This is a genomic window from Pseudomonas morbosilactucae (assembly GCF_023241715.1).
Lineage (GTDB): Bacteria > Pseudomonadota > Gammaproteobacteria > Pseudomonadales > Pseudomonadaceae > Aquipseudomonas > Aquipseudomonas morbosilactucae.
The window spans coordinates 1-17,915 of the sequence record NZ_JALQCW010000059.1 but is presented as its reverse complement, the minus strand read 5'-3'; the positions used below and the strand labels follow the sequence as shown (position 1 = coordinate 17,915).

Sequence of the window (17,915 nt, the reverse complement as noted above, 5' to 3'; positions counted from 1 at the left end):
GTGCCCAATCACCGGACCTGCTCGGTCTAGGGAGCAAGCCGGGTTTCCTGAAGGACGGTGGCGCCGTAGTCGTTGATCCACTCGTACACCACACGGCCTTCAGCGCCGGACAGGCCCTGGGCCTGTTCAAGCGCAAAATCCGCAGTGGAGCGTGGGGCGAGCATGCGGCTGTGCACCTTAAAACTGCGGCCATCCCTGAGCTTCAACAGCACCGTGTTGAAGGACACGTGAAAGGCACCGTCGTTACGCACCTGCAAGGCCATGCCCGTGGCTGACTTGACCAGGCGCCAATGGAGCTGTTCTGCCGTATCAATGGCACTGCCTGGCAGTTCGAGCGGGCGAAAAAACACTTTCAGGCGACTGCGAAAAGCCAGTTGCATATGGTTCGTTGTTTGCACACTGGGCAGAGGTGGAACGTCGAGAATGTTGAGCCAGAACACCGACTCCCGGTCCTTGGGTATTCCCGGTTGCGGTGTATAGGCCAAACGCAAAGCCTGACCTTTACCCGGATCAATCCGCACCATGGGGGGCATGACAATAAAGGGCACGTCCGCATCATCCGGCTTGCCATCGGGGTTGCCGGCATCGATCCAAGCCTGGACCAAGGCAGGCTGCGCCCCCTGGTTGGTGAGCCTGACGCTGACTTCACGCTCCTTGGCCGGATAAACCACACGGGTTCCGCCCACCACGACATTGGCCTGGACGCCAAGGGACTGAAAAAGGATGGCGCTACAGAAAAATAAAAAAGACCAGAAACGACGGGACATGGTGTTCATCACTCGCAACAAACGGCCCCGGAGCTTTCGCTCCGAGGCAACGGCTTCACTCGTAGATCAAGTCCATCGAGACGCTGGTCGAAACATCACCGGCCGTGGTGCCCGCCGTTGATGCGAAGTACTGGGCGTAGAACTCAAGGACTGCGCTCTGGTCGACGATGCTGACCGTGTCCAACAGCGGCCCCTGATTGAGATTGAGCGGCTGATGCTTGCTGTCGAGCAGTTGCACCTGAACGTTGGAGCCCGATGGGGTTTGGTTGATCAAGGCGCCGCTCTGCGGATCCACCGTCTCACCGGTGTTGAACTTGGCCGTCACCTTACTGCCGCTGCAGTCCTTCAGTTTGAGGTGGACCAGGGTTTTACCCGCAACGTCATCCTTCTGGCTCAAGGCCCGGGTACTAACGCTTTTGAGGGGCACGTTCTTGACCATGCTGCTGCCACTGCCCGAGGTCGTGTCATCCTGGACGATGTCGCAGGTTTCCGGATTGACCTTCCCCGTGAAGTTCAGCGTTATATCCACGGCCCAGGCGCTACTCGCCGCCAAAACCAGGCTGGAAGCCATAGCCGCCACAAATAGGTTTTTCATTTCACTCTCCATTGACCGACATCGTGGCGCACTGTCTGACGCACACTTATTGATTCGACGCTTGCGAGCCTGATCCGAAGGATGTGTAGGCCGAAGCGGAGAGGGATCATTACAGTCTGTTAGGGACGCTGGAATCAGATGAATCCTAAAAACCAGGGCTCCCCACTGCCGCACCAGCGGCCTTTCTTGATGCGCGCAAGCAATGTCTGACGATCACCACTGAAACCGCCTGGACTCAACCGAGCCACGTCCCCCTAGTGCTGATAAGTGCCCGTATCCCGCCTCCCGCAGACTTTTCTCAGGGCAAAAAAACACCCCTGCGAGAGGGGTGTTCAGAATGACGCGCGGTGCAGGCCTTGAGCCTAGGGTCCGTCAGCAGGCCGCTAGGCTCTGGCCCCCATCAGTCGGGCTTGCCGTCGATCACACCGGCGGTGTTATCCAGCAGGCTCTTGGTCGCGGTCTGCAGGAAGGACTCCAGCTTCTGCTTGAGCTCGGCTTCATCGGGTGAAGCAGGAATCAGCTCGCCCTTGGGGTTCGCACCCAGCTCATACTGGTAGAGCTTGGCCGGCATTTCCTTGGGCAGCACCAGCACCCGGTCAGCGGTCAGCAGGGCCACCGTCTGATCGCTACCGGAAGGCTTGATCACGCCGAAGCCCTTGTCGCCTTCCGGCAGGTTCAGCAGGTCACGACCCCAGCACTGATGCAGTACATCGCCCCCCAGGCGACCCATGATGGTCGGCACGATGTCGATCTGGGTGCCGACGGTGTGGTCACGCTGACCAAACTTGTCCTGAATGCCCGGGGCGATCATCAGCATTGGTACGTTGAAACGCCCCAGGTCCATTTCAGTGATCTGCTGTTCGTTGCCGAAACCATGGTCACCGACTACCACGAACAGGGTTTCCTTGAAGTAAGGCTCCTTGCGGGCCTTCTCGAAAAACTGGCCCAGGGCCCAGTCGGAGTAGCGCATGGCGGTCAGGTGTTCATTCAGCCTGCCGCGGTCAGTAACGGGTTCCACCGGCAACGGCGTCGGCAAGGCGTAAGGCGTGTGGTTGGACAAGGTCTGCAGCAAGGCATAGAACGGCTTCTTGCCCTCCCGAGCCTTGAGCTCTTCGAGCCCGCGATTGAACATGTCCTGGTCGGATACACCCCAGGTAGGGTCGGAGAACACCGGATCAACGAAATCATTGCGACCAATGAAGTTGGTCATGCCCTGGTTGCTGAAGAAGCCCGCCTGGTTGTCCCAGGCAAAATCGCCGTTATAGACATACACGTCGTCGTAGTTGCGCGCGCTGAGCAGCTGCGGCAGGCCGGACAGTTTGTGGCTGCCTTCCGGGGTCTGCATCAGGTATTCGAAGCCCGGCAGGTTGGGGAAGCACGCCATGGTGGCGAACATGCCCTGGTGGGTATGGGTGCCGTTGGAGAAGAAGCGGTCGAACAACAGGCCCTCTTTCGACAGCTTGTCGAAGTACGGCGTGATCTCGCCTGGACGTCCCAGTGCACCGACCGAATGCCCGGCGAAGCTCTCCATCAGGATCACCACGACGTTCTTGATCGGCAGGGTCTTGTCGGCGTTCGGCGTGTAATCGCGGCGCACGGCCGCAGTGTCGGCATCCACCAATTTGTCGCTCGGGGTCAGCAGCATGTCACGCACGGTCTGCTGGGCCTGAGGCTGGGGCAAGGTGGCCTTCCAGACATTGTCACGGTCTTCGGACATCCGGCTCTTGGCCGCAGCGACCAGTTGCAGGGTGCCGTTAAGGCCCAACTGGTTGGCGAAGTTCGAGTCGGTGGTATAGACGTCACCCCAGCGCAACGGCGGGCCCTGGCGCAAGGTGCCGCGAGCGGCGACCACACAGATCAACAGGCAGACCACGAATACGCCGGCACGGACATACCAGGGCGCAACCTGGCGAGTGCTGATGCTGCCGCCACTGAATGGGCCACGGGGACGGGTCGCGCGGTCGGCGCCCTTGAAGGCCAGGCTGAGGATCCAGGTACCCACGGCCCAGGCCAGCAGATAACGCACCACGGGGAAACCGTACCAGAGCATGCTCATCACGGTTTTCGGGTCTTCCTTCACGTACTGGAAGACCAGGCCGTTGAGGCGCTGGTGGAATTCGCGGTAGAAGTCCATCTCCATCAGGCCCAGGAACAGGGCAATACTCGAAGTCACGGTCAACCAGAAGCGGAACAGACCGCGAGCGGCCATGGCCCGGGCGCTGAACAGCGACAGTAACAGCGGGATGCTGAGGTAGACCACCAGGCGCAGGTCGAACCGCAGGCCGTTGGCGAACGCCTCGAGAAAGGTCGAGGCCGGCGTGTCGAGGATCATGTCCCGGTTGTAGACCAGCAGCGCAACGCGCAGCAAAGAGAACATCACCATCATGACCAACGCACACAGCAGCGTATAAGCCAGATGGGATTTGACGGTCGGTTGCAGCAGGCGATTAGAAGCTCGCTGCTGACTCAGGGCGTCCGGGTTTGCCATGTCGTTTTAGGACCCATTGGAAGTTTAAGTTTCAAAAATACAGCGGCGCTCTACCCTCTTATGGCCCTTTGGGGGCTCTGGGGATTGCGCGGTGCGCAAATGTTGCACGATCACTCACGGCATTGCCATTGATTAGTGGCAAGCACGCCCCCACGAACCGGCAAAGGCTCTGGGACAAGAGATGACAGGGCTGAAACAGAGGAAAAAGCGCGAGGCGGATTGTCTTAGAGACTTTGTGAAAATTTCGTGCAACGCATATCTGGTCACATAAAAAAGGGCCTTGCGGCCCTTTTCCAAGTCAGCGTTCACTCATTGCAGACGCCGCAGCGAGCGACTCACTCAGAGCCGCACATCACCGCGAGGACCGGCAATCGCCCAGATGATCAGGCCCAGGACCGGCAACAGCACAATCAGCAGGACCCAGAGGATTTTCATCCCGGTCTCAGCGCCGCTTTTAAGCACGTTGATAATCGCCCAGATATCCAGGGCCAGAATGATCAGGCCAACCAAGCCATTGAAGGTAGAACCCATGGTGTCGCTCCCAGAGAGTGGTGTGCACCTTTAGGATAGTCGCCGTGTCGCAGGGTTCCGTTTTATTCCGCGGCTCAAACGTGAACGGCGATCTTCAAGGCTTCCAGGGCCGGTGCGGCGGCAATCCCGACTTCACTGCACAACGCCAGCACCCGCGGCAGGTCGTTGCCGTAGACCAGCACCATTTGCAACTCGTCATCCAGCAACTGGCTGAAGTTCATCAGCACGTAACCGCCGTGTTCCGGACTCATGCTGCTCATCTGGATCTGGATGCGGTTGAGCGCCGTCAGCGCGTCGATCTTCGCCAACTGCTTGGGCTTGATATTGAAGGCCACATCCGGTCCAAAGGAAGCAACGATCTGGGTGAACAGCTCTACATAGCTGTCGGCCTGGAACAGCACGGTCTCGGGCAGGCTGCCGACCACCACCCACTCGCCCAGCGGGATGGGAAAGGTGTCGTCGTAATTGATGTCCGGATTGGCCGCCAGGAACGCTTCGGGGTCGGCGTAGGCCTGGGCCGCTTCATCGGCGATCTGCTGGATCTCGGCATCGCCCATGCAGCCCGAGCTGATTTTGCTGATGAGTTCGATAAGGGCGGTGGTCATGGCGCGCATCCTGAGACGTGGGAATTTTCAAGGGCGCGAAGGATAGCCTAAAGCAGGCGCGGCGACCTATGGCGATGGCCCGAAAGGTCGTTCCGGGCCATCGACTGTTGCAGGGTCAGGCCAAAAGTTTTTCCAACTGGGCCGTGGTGTCCTTGGCCCCCATGGTCTTGGCGGCCTCCAGGGCGCCGATGCCATTGGCATCCTTGGCCCGGGGGTCGGCGCCTTGACTGATCAAGTAGTCGACGATGGCGGTGCGGTTGAACATCGCGGCCATCATCAGCGCTGTGCGGCCATCGAAGGACGAGCCTTCCACTTCCGCACCGCCCTCCACCAGGGCCTTGACCATCGCCAGGTCACCCTTGAAGGCGGCCCCGGCAATCGGGCTCTGGCCATTGTCATTGCGGATTTCAGGATCGGCCTTGTGCTTGAGCAACACTTGCACCGCATCCAGGTGCCCGTGATAGGCCGCCAGCATCAGCAAGGTGTCGCCCTTGTGATTGCGCAGATTGACCGGCAGACCGCTGCTCGCCAGCTTGTCGAGCATGGGTGCATCACCCTGACGGGCAACGTTGAAAACCTGCTCGGCAAACTGCGCAGCCTCGTCTTCGGTCATCTGGCGGCTATTGTCTGACATCGGAAACTCCACATTCGGCAAATCGGAAAGACGCTAGTTTCCCCAAGCCGTCCGTGGCCTGTCATCCCTTTTTTCTCAAGGGCGGCCATAGCCATAATCAATAGCGGTGGCGACCGGCCTGAATGTCATCCAGTACCTCGGCAGTCACCTGCACGTAGGTCTCGGAGCCGGGCAGCCAGGCATAGATCGGATCGTCGGCCGACCTGGCCGGGTCGAAACCGTCTTCCTTGAGCCGGGTTTTCTGATACTTGAAGGTCCCGGTGGTGTCCATCTTGACCTTGACCCGCAAAAACAACGGCACCGCATAGGCAGGGAGTTGGCGCCGGGCAAATTGCAGCAACTCGGCAAAATCCAGGGTGGCCAGGGACTCGGCCGGGGTAATCGCCGCCATCCCGGCGCGACCATTGGTGTTGTGGATTTCCACGCCGTAGGCCACCACTTCGGCAATCTGTGGATGCTGCAGGAACAGGTTCTCCACTTCCGTGGTGGAGACGTTCTCGCCCTTCCAGCGATAGGTATCGCCCAGGCGATCGACGAACTGGGCGTGGCCGAAGCCCAAGTCCCGCAGCAGGTCACCGGTATTGAAATAACGGTCGCCGGTCTCGAACACATCGTGCAATACGACCTTGCGGTTCTTTTCCGGCTCGGTGTAACCGTCCAGCGGCGACTTGTCGTCGATCTTCGCCAACAACAAGCCCTGTCCACCCTTGGCGACCTTCTGCATAAAGCCTTGGCTGTTGCGGATCGGCTCCCCGCTGTCGTGGGCGTATTCCACCAAGGCCCAGGGAATCAGGGAAAAGCCCACGGTGTTGTCGAAATTGAGCACATTGGTGAAGCCGATATTACCGTCGCTGGCGGCGTACAACTCGCACACATGTTCAATCGCAAAACGCCGCTTGAACTCGCTCCAGACGCCGGGGCGCAAGCCATTGCCGATCATCTTGCGCACCGGGTTATCGGCATCCCGCTCGCTGGCCGGCGGGTCGATCAGGTAGCGGCAGAGTTCGCCGACATAACCGATGGTGGTCGCCCGGTACTTGCGCACATCGTCCCAGAAGCGACTGGCGCTGAACTTGCGGCGAATGGCAAAGCCCGAGGCCCCCGTGACGGCCGCCCCCCAGCACACACACAGCCCCGTGGCGTGGTACAGCGGCAAGGTGCAATAAACAACATCCTCGGGCTGCATATTCAGGGCGATCATGCCGAAGCTGACGGAGGTACGCATCCAGCGCCCGTGCTTGAAAATCCCGGCCTTGGGCAAACCAGTGGTGCCGGAGGTATAGATGTAGAAACACGGATCATCGAGGAAAACCTGCTGAGTACATGCCAGGTTGTCCGACGGCTGCCCGGCACTGAGGGTCATCAGGTTGACCATATCGGCTGGGGTTTGCCCCGGATCATTGAAGGTGTCCTGGTCCGCGACGAACCAGGTTCGCTGCGCCGCGATCCCCACCTGTTGGCGTACCGCAGCAAAGGCTTCGAACAGCTCACCGCCGACCACCATCGCCGCAGGCTTCACCAGGGTCAGGCTATGAACCAGCGTGGTATGGGTCTGGGCGGTGTTGAGCATCGCGGCAATGGCCCCGAGTTTGGCCACGGCCAACACGCTGACCAGCAACTCGGGGCGATTTTCAAGAAAAATCGCCACCACATCGCCCTTGCCGATGCCCTCGCCTTGCAACGCATGGGCAATGCGGTTGGCCCACTGATTGACCTGTGCATAACTCAGCACTCGATCCTCATACAGCAAGGCCTGGCCATGGGGATTGCGCAAGGTTGCCTGCTCGAAGGACCAACCCAGGCCGCACGGCTGGTCGGCCTTTTCAACGTTGGCGGCTTTCATGCCCCTAACCACCCGAGGCAGAGCACGGGCAATGGAAGGCAACTTGCGCAGCATCATGCCCCAGGTGATTGTGTCGCTCTGATTGCTACTCATGACGGCTCCTGTTCGACGCAAAAGAACACGGCCCAGGCCATGCCCCACGTGGTGTGGATCGGGTCGTGACTGAGGTTCAACGGCAAGGTGCGATAGAAGCGAGGGGCAATGACACGCTGAGGTCGGCTAGCACCAGGCTGCACGCCTGGACGTAAAACGCTGTGTTGACTGCCTTGATAACGAGTGTGCCGTTCATGACAGAAGTCCCTTTTCTTATTATCGGGCGCTCGGGGGCGTTGCATGCCGTCTTCGGGTCTGCGGAGCATCTGGCGATGGCGCTGAAATGGCCTGCAGACGACCGCGATGAAGAGCTGGCAGAGGCCGAAAGTACGTCAGCCGCGCGCGGGCTGTACACGGAGTTTTTGCAATGTTTTGTATCCACTGGGGGCCCGCAAAAATACTCAACGCCGCGCTTGCCAGGCGCCTGAACGGCTGCGGAATTTTTCTCAACGCCGCGTGGTCAGAAGAGCAATGCCCTCCCTCAGCCAGCAGGTTGGTGCATGCGCCGACCACGCAAAATGCAGGATGCACGATGGCCTTTCATGCAAATTGCACGAAACCCAAAAATTCCATTTTTTATAAACTATTGATTTATAAGGATTTTTAAAAACAGCAATGCTGGCACAATCGCTGCAACTCTCAGTTCACGCTTGCCATTCAAGAGCTAACGGAGCTGATAGACATGAACCTGATCCAAGAAAAATTTTCGTCCCTGTTCTCCAACTTCGAAGTCACCACCCAGCCTCGTCCGGACGGTGGCATTCTGCTTACCCTGCGCAATAGCGACGGCAAACAGCTCAAGCGTTCGATCTCTTACGCACAACTGCACGCCGGTGACCAACTGTCCTGGGTGATCAGTGCGATTCGTCGCGACCTGGCCGAACAAGCCAGTGAGCTGCCACAGATTTCCATGCTGCAAAGCCAACACCGCTTCGCCCTGCCGACCTATCACTCGGCGTAAGCACAGACTCATCTTCATCACCCCGTGCCAGCCTTGCGCTGGCACGGGCATTTAACGTTCCGCCGTTCACTCCCTGCGTCCCAGCCCTGCAACGTTGCAAGCGATGTGGCGCATAGGCGTGCTCAATCCTCCAAGCGCGGGAAATGCTCGGCAATCTCGGCGCCACTGAAGTGGGCAACCCCACCTTGCGGGTCCTTGAACAGGCGGATGGCAATCACCCGCGGCTGCTCACCCAGGTCGAACCATTGGGGGGTGCCAGCCGGCACCGAGATCAGATCATTTCTCTCGCAGAGCACGGCGTAGACGTACTCGCCGATGTGCAAGTTAAGCAAGCCACGACCGGCGACAAAAAAGCGCATTTCATCTGCCGCGTGATGGTGTTCTGCAAGGAACCGGGCCTGCTGCGGGTCTTGCTGCGGGTGTTCCCATTTAACGCTAAGGACCTCAATGGCGGCATAACCATGGGCGGTCATCAGTTGATCGATCGGCCCTTGATAGGCGGCAATCACCTCTTCCGGGCTGGCACCGGGCTCGACACGAATCGTCGCCTGCCCGCGCTCGAAGCGCACTCCCTGTTCAGCCAGGGTCGCGGCGATATCGTCGAAATGGGTCAGCACCTTGTTCGGCAGGTCCGGGCTGGATACGTGGTAAACGGACAGGCTGCTCATCTTGGCAACTCCTTGGTTTCAGCACCCCCGCTCGGCTATTAAAGGCCGGTCAGGCAGCGCACATCATCAGGCGGAAAGCGATTTCGTATGAAGAGCGCCTTCTGGGTTTAACAGGCTTGGTTTAACAGGTTTCAGGGTTTCGGCCCGCATTCGAATACACCCTCAAAGGCCTCGATTGGCTGCAGTGCCTTGCTCAAACAAGCGCCTCCAGGCATGCAGGCTGTGTCACAGATCAGGTTGCCGGCACGCGCGCGGCCGCCAGGGCTCATGGCCTGTGCTCTTGCATGCGTGTGCCAATGATAAAGGCTGCAGCCAGGGCAGCGACGCTGGCCATACTAAAGGTGAAGGTCGCCCCCAGGGCGTTCCAGCTGTACCCCGAATACAACGCCCCCAGCGCACCGCCGGTGCCGGCCAGCGCGGCATACAGCGCTTGGCCCTGGCCCTGTTGCCGCGCACCGAAGCTGCGTTGCACAAAATGAATCGCCGCCGCATGAAAGCTGCCGAAGGTCGCCGCGTGCAGCAACTGAGCCAACAGCAACACCCAGAGAAACTCGGCACAGGCCCCCAGCAGCAACCAACGCAGGGCCGCCAGGAGAAAACTCGCCAGCAACACCCGACGCACCGAAAACCGCGAGAGGATCCGGCTCATGGCCAGGAACATCAGCACCTCGGCCACCACCCCCACTGCCCAGAGCATGCCGATCAGCCCACGGCTGTAGCCCAAGCGCTCCAGGTGCAAGGTCAGGAAGGTGTAATAAGGACCGTGGCTCATCTGCATCAAGGCCACGCACACATAGAACGCCAGCACCCCGGGACCGCGCAGTTGCTTGAGAAAGCCGCCGGACGCCGGACGATCGTCCTGGGCCGGCGGCTGGGCATTGGGCACCCAGGCGCTGCTGAGGACGATGCCGGCCATGATCACCACCAGGGTGATGGGGTAGATATCTAGGCTCAGCCCTTCAAACAATCGGCCCAGCAGCACCACCGCGAGGATAAAACCAATCGAGCCCCAGAGACGGATCTGGCTGTAGCGCGAGGTCTGGCCTTGCAGATGAGCCAGGGTGATGACTTCGAACTGCGGCAGCACCGCGTGCCAGAAGAAGGCGTGCAAGGCCATGACCATCGCCAGCCAGGCGTAGGTCTTGCTGACAAAAATCAACGAGAACGAGAGCAAGGTGCAGAAGGCGCCAAAACGCACGATGGCCAGGCGCCGGCCGGTGTAATCCCCCAGCCAGCCCCAGATATTCGGCGCCACGCAACGCATCAGCATGGGAATGGCCACCAGCTCGCCAATGCGCGCGCTGGAAAAACCCAAATGATCGAAGTACAACGCCAGAAATGGCGCCGTAGAGCCCAGCAGGGCGAAATAGAACAGATAGAAGCTGGAGAGCCGCCAATACGGAAGCGCCGCCACGGCCGTCAGACCGTGGCGACTGGCAGAGCCGGCATTACAGCTGGCCCAGCACCGGCGTGCTGACGCGCACGTCGGCATTCTGGCCGCGATGACGCAGCAGGTGATCCATCAGCACAATGGCCATCATGGCTTCGGCGATCGGGGTCGCGCGAATGCCCACGCACGGGTCGTGACGACCTTTGGTGATGACGTCCACCGGGTTGCCGTCCACATCAATGGAACGACCCGGAGTGGTGATGCTGGAGGTCGGTTTCAAGGCCAGGTGGGCCACAATCGGCTGCCCGGAGGAAATGCCGCCGAGAATGCCGCCGGCGTTGTTGCTGAGGAACCCTTCCGGGGTCAGCTCGTCACGATGCTCGGTGCCACGCTGGGCGACGCTGGCGAAGCCGGCGCCGATTTCCACGCCCTTGACCGCATTGATGCTCATCAGCGCATGGGCCAGTTCGGCGTCCAGACGATCGAAAATCGGCTCGCCCAGGCCGGGCATCACGCCTTCGGCAACCACGGTGATCTTCGCCCCCACGGAGTCCTGATCCCGGCGCAACTGGTCCATATAGGCTTCCAGCTCCGGCACCTTGTCCGGATCCGGGCTGAAGAAGGCGTTGTCTTCCACCGAATCCCAGGTCTTGAACGGGATTTCGATCGGCCCCAGCTGGCTCATATAGCCGCGCACCACGATGCCCTGGCTGGCCAGGAACTTCTTGGCAATGGCACCAGCCGCCACCCGCATGGCAGTTTCCCGCGCCGAGCTGCGACCGCCGCCGCGATAGTCGCGCAAGCCGTATTTGTGGTGGTAGGTGTAATCGGCGTGGGCCGGACGGAACAGATCCTTGATCGCCGAGTAATCCTTGGATTTCTGGTCGGTGTTGCGGATCAGCAGGCCGATGGCGCAACCGGTGGTCTTGCCTTCGAACACGCCAGAGAGGATTTCAACTTCATCGGCTTCCTGGCGCTGGGTGGTATGACGGCTAGTTCCGGGCTTGCGCCGGTCCAGGTCACGCTGCAGGTCGTCCAGGGACAGCTCGAGGCCCGGCGGACAGCCGTCGACAATGGCGACCAACGCCGGACCATGGCTTTCGCCCGCGGTGGTGACAGTGAACAGCTTGCCGTAGGTATTGCCGGACATGCGGGGAGCTCCGTGAAATCAGCCGAAATAACTCAATCTGGATTACTGAGCGCGCCAGTATACGCAGGCTACCCAACTAGTTCATCCTCGAACCTTATCCGTGACGGGAAGTCCAACCGGCACCTTATTCATGATGGCGTGATGATGCTGCGAGTTCTTCTCTTGAGCCTTACCCTGTTCAGCGGCCTGGTCCATGCGGTCGTCCTGCAACGCCCTATCAGCCTGGACACCGGCAGCGGTGAACTGTACGGCTCGTTATTACTGCCCAAGTCCGAACAACCGGTGCCCGTGGTGCTGATTGTGTCCGGCTCGGGCCCCACCGATCGCGACGGCAACAACCCCGACGGCGGGCGCAACGACAGCCTCAAGCGCCTGGCCTGGGTGCTGGCCAAGCACAATATCGCCAGCGTGCGTTACGACAAACGCGGGGTCGCTGCCAGCCTCGCCGCCACCCCCGACGAACGCAACCTGAGCCTTGACGCCTACGTCGCCGACACCGTGGCCTGGGGTGAAAAACTCAAGGCGACCCGCGCTTCGGCCCACTGATTCTCCTGGGCCACAGCGAAGGCGCGCTGATCGCCACCCTGGCCGCGCCAAAACTGGACGCCGCGGCGCTGATCTCGATCTCCGGCACCGCACGCCCGGTGGACCAAGTGTTGCGCCAACAGTTGAGCGATCGCCTGCCGCCCGCGTTGATGTTGCGCAGCAATCAATTACTCGACAGCCTCAAGGCCGGCCAGGTGGATCGCGACGTGCCCGAGCCGTTGCAGGTGATCTTCCGCCCCAGCGTCCAGCCTTACCTCATCACCCTGTTCCGCGAAGACCCCGCTGCGGCCTTTGCCCGACTGAAGATGCCGGCGCTGATCATCCAGGGCAGCAACGACATCCAGGTCGGCGTCGGCGATGCGCGGATGCTCAAGGCGGCCAAACCGGATGCGCAACTGGCATTGATCGAAGGCATGAACCACGTGATGCGCATCGTGCCCAACGACATCAAGCGCCAAGTGGCCTCCTACAAGGATCCGCAACTGCCGCTTGCTGCCGAATTGGGCAGCCGGATCATCAGCTTTATTGACGGACTTCACACCCGTTAAGCTGTTTTTACCCTCCAGTCCTGCAAAAAACGGCCGATAAGTCTTTGCCGGCCGTTCAATTGCTGCCGGCAAGCAGCGCTTGGACAGGACCTCGCCGTTATGACTGATACCCCGAATTCACCCGAAACCGAGCTGGAGAAGCCCGCACCGGAAACGGTCGAGCTGCCTTGGGCCGACGTGCATGCCGAGCATCACAAGATGCTTCGCCTGGCGCCCCTGCAAACCGATCGGGCCACAGGCGTGAGGCCTCTGCGCTTTGTCGAATTCGGCTACGCCGAACGCAACCACAAAGAACGCAGCCTGCTGCGCATGAGCATCTCGCTGCCCGGCCAGCGGGTGCGCAAAGAGCAGAACACCCTGGATGTGTGGGTCGACCACACCCAGCATCTCGTGCATTTCCAGCCGGAAAACGGCTTGCAAATCGAACCGTATAACCGTGGTATCGGGCGTTTCCTGATGGCTCAGGGTGCACTCTGGGCGCAGAAGAAATGGTCCCACTACCGAGTGGAAGGTTTTGACCTGGCCAACAAGGACGCCCTCAACGAAGACACCCGTCTACGCCGCGACCATGTGCTGCGCGTCCAGGGCTTCGATGTGGTGTACGCCGATGCCCAGCACCTGAAAGGCAGCGTCAAGGATGTTCAAGTCGGCGAACTGCACAGCCAGTGGAACACTGAAAAACTGCAGTTCGTGGAAATCCTCGAAGCGGCGCAGATGCTCCAGCAAGCCGAACAGAACCTCGCGGAACTGGAAGTCAAACTGCGCAAGCAGGACGAAAAAGTCACCAAGTACAAACGTGAAGACACAGGGCTGCGTTTCACCATCACCTGCCTGGTGGCTTTCGCCGTATTCCAGGCCGGCCTGCTGATCTGGATCGCGACCCACCGCTGAGACGCGACGCAGACCAGCGCGGGGCCCGCCCTGACACGGGCCCCGGCTGATTCAGACCCTGGAAGCGAACAGCGCCTGATGCTGACGGCACTGCTCTGCGGTCAGCATGAACACCCCATGACCACCGCGCTCGAAGTCGAGCCAGGCGAAGTCCACTTCCGGGTACAGGGCTTCCACGTGCACCTGGCTGTTGCCGACTTCGACAATCATCAGACCCTTTTCGGTCAGATGATCCGCCGCTTCGGCAAGCATCCGACGAACCAGATTCAAGCCATCTTCGCCACAGGCCAGCCCCAACTCCGGCTCATGTTGGTACTCGTCCGGCATGTCGGCAAAATCTTCGGCATCTACGTAGGGCGGGTTCGACACGATCAAGTCGAAACGCTGCCCCGGCAACCCATCGAAACCATCGCCCTGGACCGTGTACACACGTTCATCGACGCCATGGCGCTCAATGTTCTGGTTGGCCACTTCAAGGGCCTCGAACGACAGGTCGGCCAACACCACTTCGGCGTTCTGGAATTCGTAGGCGCATGCAATACCGATGCAACCGGACCCGGTGCACAGATCGAGGATCCGCGCCGGCTCGGCCCCCAGCCAGGGTTCAAAACGTTTCTCGATCAGCTCGCCAATCGGCGAACGGGGAATCAACACCCGCTCATCAACGATGAACGACATGCCGCAGAACCAGGCCTCGCCCAGCAGGTAAGCGGTGGGCACACGGTCGGTGATACGCCGCTTGAGCAGGCGCTGCAGGTTGACCAATTCGTCTTCTTCAAGCGCGCAGTCCAGGTAGCTGTCGGCGATTTCCCATGGCAGGTGCAGGGCCCCGAGCACCAACTGACGGGCTTCGTCCCAGGCATTGTCGGTACCATGGCCGAAGAACAGATCCTCCCCATGAAAGCGGCTGACAGCCCAGCGGATATGGTCACGCAAGGTGCGAAGGCGGGAAGTGATCACGGGGAAAAGACTCCTGAAAAAAACGACCGCCAAGTCTACCAGCCAAAACACCTACCGACGACGCATGAAAAAACCGCGTTCGGGAGCACGATCATGGCTTTTTGCCCTGTCGCGGCCAATCCCAGGCCCCTCTTGACACGGCTGTAAGCCAACAACCACGTACCTTACGTTAGTAGCGATTCACAGATGCGCTCCGCCAGAGGACAATGTCGCAAAAGCCCCACTCACAGGAGCCCCAGAATGTCCGTTCCAAAGACGATGTTTCAACTCAGCGGTCGTGGTTATGCAGCGGCCAATTTGAGCCACGCGACCCTTGTGATCATCGACGCCCAGAAAGAGTACCTCAGCGGTCCGCTGGCCCTGTCCGGCATGGACGCGGCCGTCGAACATATCAAGCAACTGGTGGCCGCAGCCCGTGCCGCCGGTCGCCCTATCGTGCATGTGCGCCATCTCGGCACCGTGGGCGGTCTGTTTGACCCCCAGGGCGAACGTGGCCAATTCATCCCCGGGCTCGAACCCCAAGGCGATGAAACCGTCATCGGCAAACTGCTGCCCAGCGCCTTCCACGGCACCGAACTGGAAAAACGCCTGCAGGACCTCGGCTCCCTGGATCTGATCGTCGCCGGCTTCATGAGCCATTCCAGCGTCAGCACCACCGTGCGTGCCGCCAAGAACCTGGGCTTCCGCTGCACCCTGGTGGAAGACGCCTGCGCAACCCGCGACCTGCCTTACAAGGGCGGCATCCTCAGCGCCGAGCATGTGCAGCAGACTGAAATGGCCATCATGGCCGACAACTTCGCCACCCTCGCCCTGACCAAAGACCTGATCTGATTGCACCTCGATGAGCGGCTGGCCGGCCGCTCATCCGTAAAGAACGGTCATTTGCCGCAATTGCCTTAGCCTCAGGAACCACCCGGCCAAGTCCCGGTCGAAGGGCCGATACCCATTGAGGAAGGTCGGAATGAAGATATCCGATGGTTTTGACGCACGCCGTTTGCGGCCCAAAGGCCCGCGAAACTGGCGCTTGCGCCTGGGCGCGGCATTTTCTGCACTGTTGGCGACCTGTGGCGTACTGCTGGCCATGGCCGGCGCCGCCAGCCTGTTGGGACGCCCTCCGGCGCTTGGGGAACTGAACGCCAGCCCCCTGGGTTCGGCGGTGATTCTGGCAATCGGCCTGTTGTTGCTGTACTTCGGCGTCTGGTTATGGCGTCGCTGCCGTCGGCGCATGCGCCAGCCCCAGGCCTTGAACATGGCGCCACACCTGATGAAAAAACATGACTGACTGACGTTCGCCGAGCGCGTTTTCCCACGTGCCTCAGGCGCCGAGTTGGGTAAACTGGCCGCCCTTCGCGGAGGCTGACATGCAAGACGACGATTTTTCCCTATTCAAAAGCGCGATCCAAGGCGTCAAGCCGATCAAGCATGATCGCGCCGAAACCGGCAAACCCAAGGCCGATCGCGCACAGATTGCCAAGCTGCGCCTGGCCGCCACGGTGCGAACCGAAAACACCACGGTGGATGGGCTGTCCGATCAGTTCGTGATCGACGTCGGTCCGGAAGATGAGCTGATGTGGGCCCGCGACGGTGTCCAGGACAGCCAGATGCGCAAGCTGAAAATCGGCCAGATCCCCTTCGAAGGCAGCCTCGACCTGCACGGCATGACCGTGGAGAAGGCCCGGGAAACCCTGTGGGCCTTTCTTGCCGAAGCCACAAAATTCGAAATCCGCTGCGTCCGCGTGACCCATGGCAAGGCCGTGCGCCTGGACGGCAAGCGGCCGATGATCAAGAGCCACGTCAACACCTGGCTGCGCCAGCATCCCCAGGTCCTGGGCTTCGCTTCGTGCCAGGCCAAGCATGGCGGTGCCGGCGCCCTTTACGTGATGCTCAAGCGCACCATGATGGAAGGCCGCGACGAATAAAGCCGGTGCGTCGCGCTTGCAGCGCCGAGTCCGCCACCGTACCCTTGCCCTTTGCGTAAAATCCCACAGGTAGTTTCATGTCCCTGGAACAGAATTACACCGCGATCCTCGGCCAACTGGGCGAAGACGTTACCCGCGAGGGCCTGCTCGACACGCCAAAACGTGCCGCCAAAGCCATGCAGTACCTTTGCCGCGGTTATGAACAAACGCTGGAAGAAGTCACCAACGGTGCCTTGTTCAGCTCCGACAACAGTGAAATGGTGCTGGTCAAGGACATCGAGCTCTACTCGCTGTGCGAACACCACCTGCTGCCTTTCATCGGCAAGGCCCACGTCGCCTACATCCCTAGCGGCAAGGTCCTGGGGCTGTCGAAAGTCGCGCGCATCGTTGATATGTACGCCCGGCGCCTGCAGATCCAGGAAAACCTCAGCCGGCAGATCGCCGACGCGGTCCAGCAAGTGACCGGCGCCCTGGGCGTGGCCGTGGTGATCGAAGCCAAGCACATGTGCATGATGATGCGCGGTGTCGAGAAGCAGAACTCGTCGATGATCACCTCGGTGATGCTGGGCGAATTCCGCGAGAATGCGGCCACCCGCAGCGAGTTCCTCAGCCTGATCAAGTAAGGCGGCGGAACCCGAAAACCGGCGTTTATCGCCGGTTTTTTTTCGCCTGGTAAAAATCAGGTAAGCTGCCGCCCCTTCATTCATGGGCAAGAGGTAATACCGTGATCGTCAAAGCGCTTCGAGTCGGCCTGGGCCAACTCATTATTTTCCTCGATTTCATCACCCGCCCGCGCAAACAGCAGCGCCCTGCCGCCGACCAGGCCCAGGTTGAACAAGCGGCCAAGGGCCTGACCCTGTACCAGTTCCATGCCTGCCCGTTCTGCGTAAAGACCCGCCGCACCCTGCACCGCCTGAACGTGCCCGTTGCCCTGCGCGACGCGAAGAACAACGAGCAGGATCGCCAGACCCTGCTGGAACAAGGCGGCAAGATCAAAGTGCCGTGCCTGCGCATCGAAGAAAACGGCCAGACCACCTGGATGTACGAATCCAAGGTCATCATCGATTACCTGGACAAGCGCTTCGCCGCGATCTGAACCCCTGCCGACGAAGAGGCGTTGGTTTGGTAGGCGATCCCCCAACCGCCATCGCCTCCCTGTGCAGGAGCCGGCTTGCCGGCGAGACGGCCTTGAATTGGGCGGTCTTATCTGGCTGTTCCTGGCGTTTGCCCTGGGCGCCCTGGCGCTGTGGCTGACCTGGCGCAAACGCTCCCTGGGCACGCCGCAGAAGGTCAACCGTAGCCGTGGCGTGCTGCACAGCGTGACAC

At 60.5% G+C, this 17,915-nt stretch carries 19 protein-coding genes and 1 pseudogene; 9 read left to right on the top strand and 11 right to left on the bottom strand.

The genetic code is table 11. The features are described 5' to 3' along the window. Window positions 1-26 precede the first annotated feature (26 nt). The 7 genes from M1B34_RS21215 to M1B34_RS21185 form a co-directional block, all read right to left on the bottom strand. Window positions 27-767 (bottom strand): fimbrial biogenesis chaperone, encoded by a 741-nt coding sequence (locus M1B34_RS21215; RefSeq protein ID WP_123328804.1) that lies wholly within the window; start codon window positions 765-767, stop codon window positions 27-29. Window positions 768-822: 55 nt separating this feature from the next. After that, complete coding sequence (locus M1B34_RS21210) at window positions 823-1,362, bottom strand: fimbrial protein (protein WP_185039062.1); 540 nt, start codon at window positions 1,360-1,362, stop codon at window positions 823-825. 400 nt (window positions 1,363-1,762) lie between these two features. Continuing rightward, a complete protein-coding gene (locus tag M1B34_RS21205) occupies window positions 1,763-3,850 on the bottom strand; it encodes an LTA synthase family protein (protein ID WP_268266149.1) in 2,088 nt (695 codons plus the stop codon). 339 nt (window positions 3,851-4,189) lie between these two features. Next, window positions 4,190-4,381 (bottom strand): PLDc N-terminal domain-containing protein, encoded by a 192-nt coding sequence (locus M1B34_RS21200; protein ID WP_123328306.1) that lies wholly within the window; start codon window positions 4,379-4,381, stop codon window positions 4,190-4,192. 74 nt (window positions 4,382-4,455) lie between these two features. After that, complete coding sequence (locus M1B34_RS21195; protein ID WP_123328307.1) at window positions 4,456-4,986, bottom strand: hypothetical protein; 531 nt, start codon at window positions 4,984-4,986, stop codon at window positions 4,456-4,458. A 115-nt stretch (window positions 4,987-5,101) separates the two neighbouring features. Next, window positions 5,102-5,620, bottom strand: coding sequence for an ankyrin repeat domain-containing protein (locus M1B34_RS21190; RefSeq protein ID WP_123328308.1), 519 nt, complete (start codon window positions 5,618-5,620; stop codon window positions 5,102-5,104). A 97-nt stretch (window positions 5,621-5,717) separates the two neighbouring features. Then, a complete protein-coding gene (locus M1B34_RS21185) occupies window positions 5,718-7,556 on the bottom strand; it encodes a long-chain-acyl-CoA synthetase (protein ID WP_268261618.1) in 1,839 nt (612 codons plus the stop codon). A 194-nt stretch (window positions 7,557-7,750) separates the two neighbouring features. Between M1B34_RS21185 and M1B34_RS21180 the strand changes: the two genes are divergently transcribed. Continuing rightward, window positions 7,751-7,984 (top strand): hypothetical protein, encoded by a 234-nt coding sequence (locus tag M1B34_RS21180; protein WP_123328310.1) that lies wholly within the window; start codon window positions 7,751-7,753, stop codon window positions 7,982-7,984. A gap of 254 nt (window positions 7,985-8,238) precedes the next feature. Continuing rightward, complete coding sequence (locus M1B34_RS21175; protein WP_123328311.1) at window positions 8,239-8,517, top strand: DUF3509 domain-containing protein; 279 nt, start codon at window positions 8,239-8,241, stop codon at window positions 8,515-8,517. A gap of 122 nt (window positions 8,518-8,639) precedes the next feature. Here M1B34_RS21175 and M1B34_RS21170 read toward each other — a convergent pair whose 3' ends face one another. The 3 genes from M1B34_RS21170 to aroC form a co-directional block, all read right to left on the bottom strand. Beyond that, a complete protein-coding gene (locus M1B34_RS21170; protein ID WP_123328312.1) occupies window positions 8,640-9,185 on the bottom strand; it encodes a 1,2-dihydroxy-3-keto-5-methylthiopentene dioxygenase in 546 nt (181 codons plus the stop codon). Window positions 9,186-9,450: 265 nt separating this feature from the next. Beyond that, complete coding sequence (locus tag M1B34_RS21165; protein WP_123328313.1) at window positions 9,451-10,599, bottom strand: MFS transporter; 1,149 nt, start codon at window positions 10,597-10,599, stop codon at window positions 9,451-9,453. Window positions 10,600-10,633: 34 nt separating this feature from the next. Beyond that, the gene (gene aroC / locus M1B34_RS21160; protein WP_123328314.1) at window positions 10,634-11,725 is read right to left on the bottom strand and encodes a chorismate synthase; all 1,092 of its coding nucleotides are present in this window, start codon (window positions 11,723-11,725) and stop codon (window positions 10,634-10,636) included. 141 nt (window positions 11,726-11,866) lie between these two features. Here aroC and M1B34_RS21155 point away from each other — a divergent pair. Together M1B34_RS21155 and M1B34_RS21150 are read left to right on the top strand one after the other, a co-directional pair. Beyond that, a pseudogene (locus M1B34_RS21155) lies at window positions 11,867-12,819 on the top strand (alpha/beta hydrolase). A gap of 99 nt (window positions 12,820-12,918) precedes the next feature. Continuing rightward, window positions 12,919-13,710 carry a hypothetical protein gene (locus M1B34_RS21150; protein ID WP_123328316.1) on the top strand — a complete coding sequence of 264 codons (792 nt, stop codon included), beginning with the start codon at window positions 12,919-12,921 and terminating at the stop codon, window positions 13,708-13,710. Window positions 13,711-13,761: 51 nt separating this feature from the next. Here M1B34_RS21150 and prmB read toward each other — a convergent pair whose 3' ends face one another. Continuing rightward, a complete protein-coding gene (prmB, locus tag M1B34_RS21145) occupies window positions 13,762-14,670 on the bottom strand; it encodes a 50S ribosomal protein L3 N(5)-glutamine methyltransferase (protein WP_123328317.1) in 909 nt (302 codons plus the stop codon). A 240-nt stretch (window positions 14,671-14,910) separates the two neighbouring features. Here prmB and M1B34_RS21140 point away from each other — a divergent pair, with 240 nt between their 5' ends. From M1B34_RS21140 to M1B34_RS21120, 5 genes are all read left to right on the top strand, one after another. After that, window positions 14,911-15,501 carry a cysteine hydrolase family protein gene (locus M1B34_RS21140; RefSeq protein WP_123328318.1) on the top strand — a complete coding sequence of 197 codons (591 nt, stop codon included), beginning with the start codon at window positions 14,911-14,913 and terminating at the stop codon, window positions 15,499-15,501. Between the two features lie 130 nt (window positions 15,502-15,631). After that, the gene (locus M1B34_RS21135) at window positions 15,632-15,952 is read left to right on the top strand and encodes a hypothetical protein (RefSeq protein ID WP_123328319.1); all 321 of its coding nucleotides are present in this window, start codon (window positions 15,632-15,634) and stop codon (window positions 15,950-15,952) included. 79 nt (window positions 15,953-16,031) lie between these two features. After that, window positions 16,032-16,589 carry a Smr/MutS family protein gene (locus tag M1B34_RS21130; protein ID WP_123328320.1) on the top strand — a complete coding sequence of 186 codons (558 nt, stop codon included), beginning with the start codon at window positions 16,032-16,034 and terminating at the stop codon, window positions 16,587-16,589. A gap of 77 nt (window positions 16,590-16,666) precedes the next feature. Next, the gene (gene folE, locus M1B34_RS21125; protein ID WP_123328321.1) at window positions 16,667-17,212 is read left to right on the top strand and encodes a GTP cyclohydrolase I FolE; all 546 of its coding nucleotides are present in this window, start codon (window positions 16,667-16,669) and stop codon (window positions 17,210-17,212) included. Window positions 17,213-17,313: 101 nt separating this feature from the next. Continuing rightward, window positions 17,314-17,685: a glutathione S-transferase N-terminal domain-containing protein gene (locus M1B34_RS21120; RefSeq protein WP_123328322.1), complete on the top strand. Its 372-nt coding sequence runs from the start codon at window positions 17,314-17,316 to the stop codon at window positions 17,683-17,685. The last annotated feature ends 230 nt before the right edge of the window (window positions 17,686-17,915 follow it).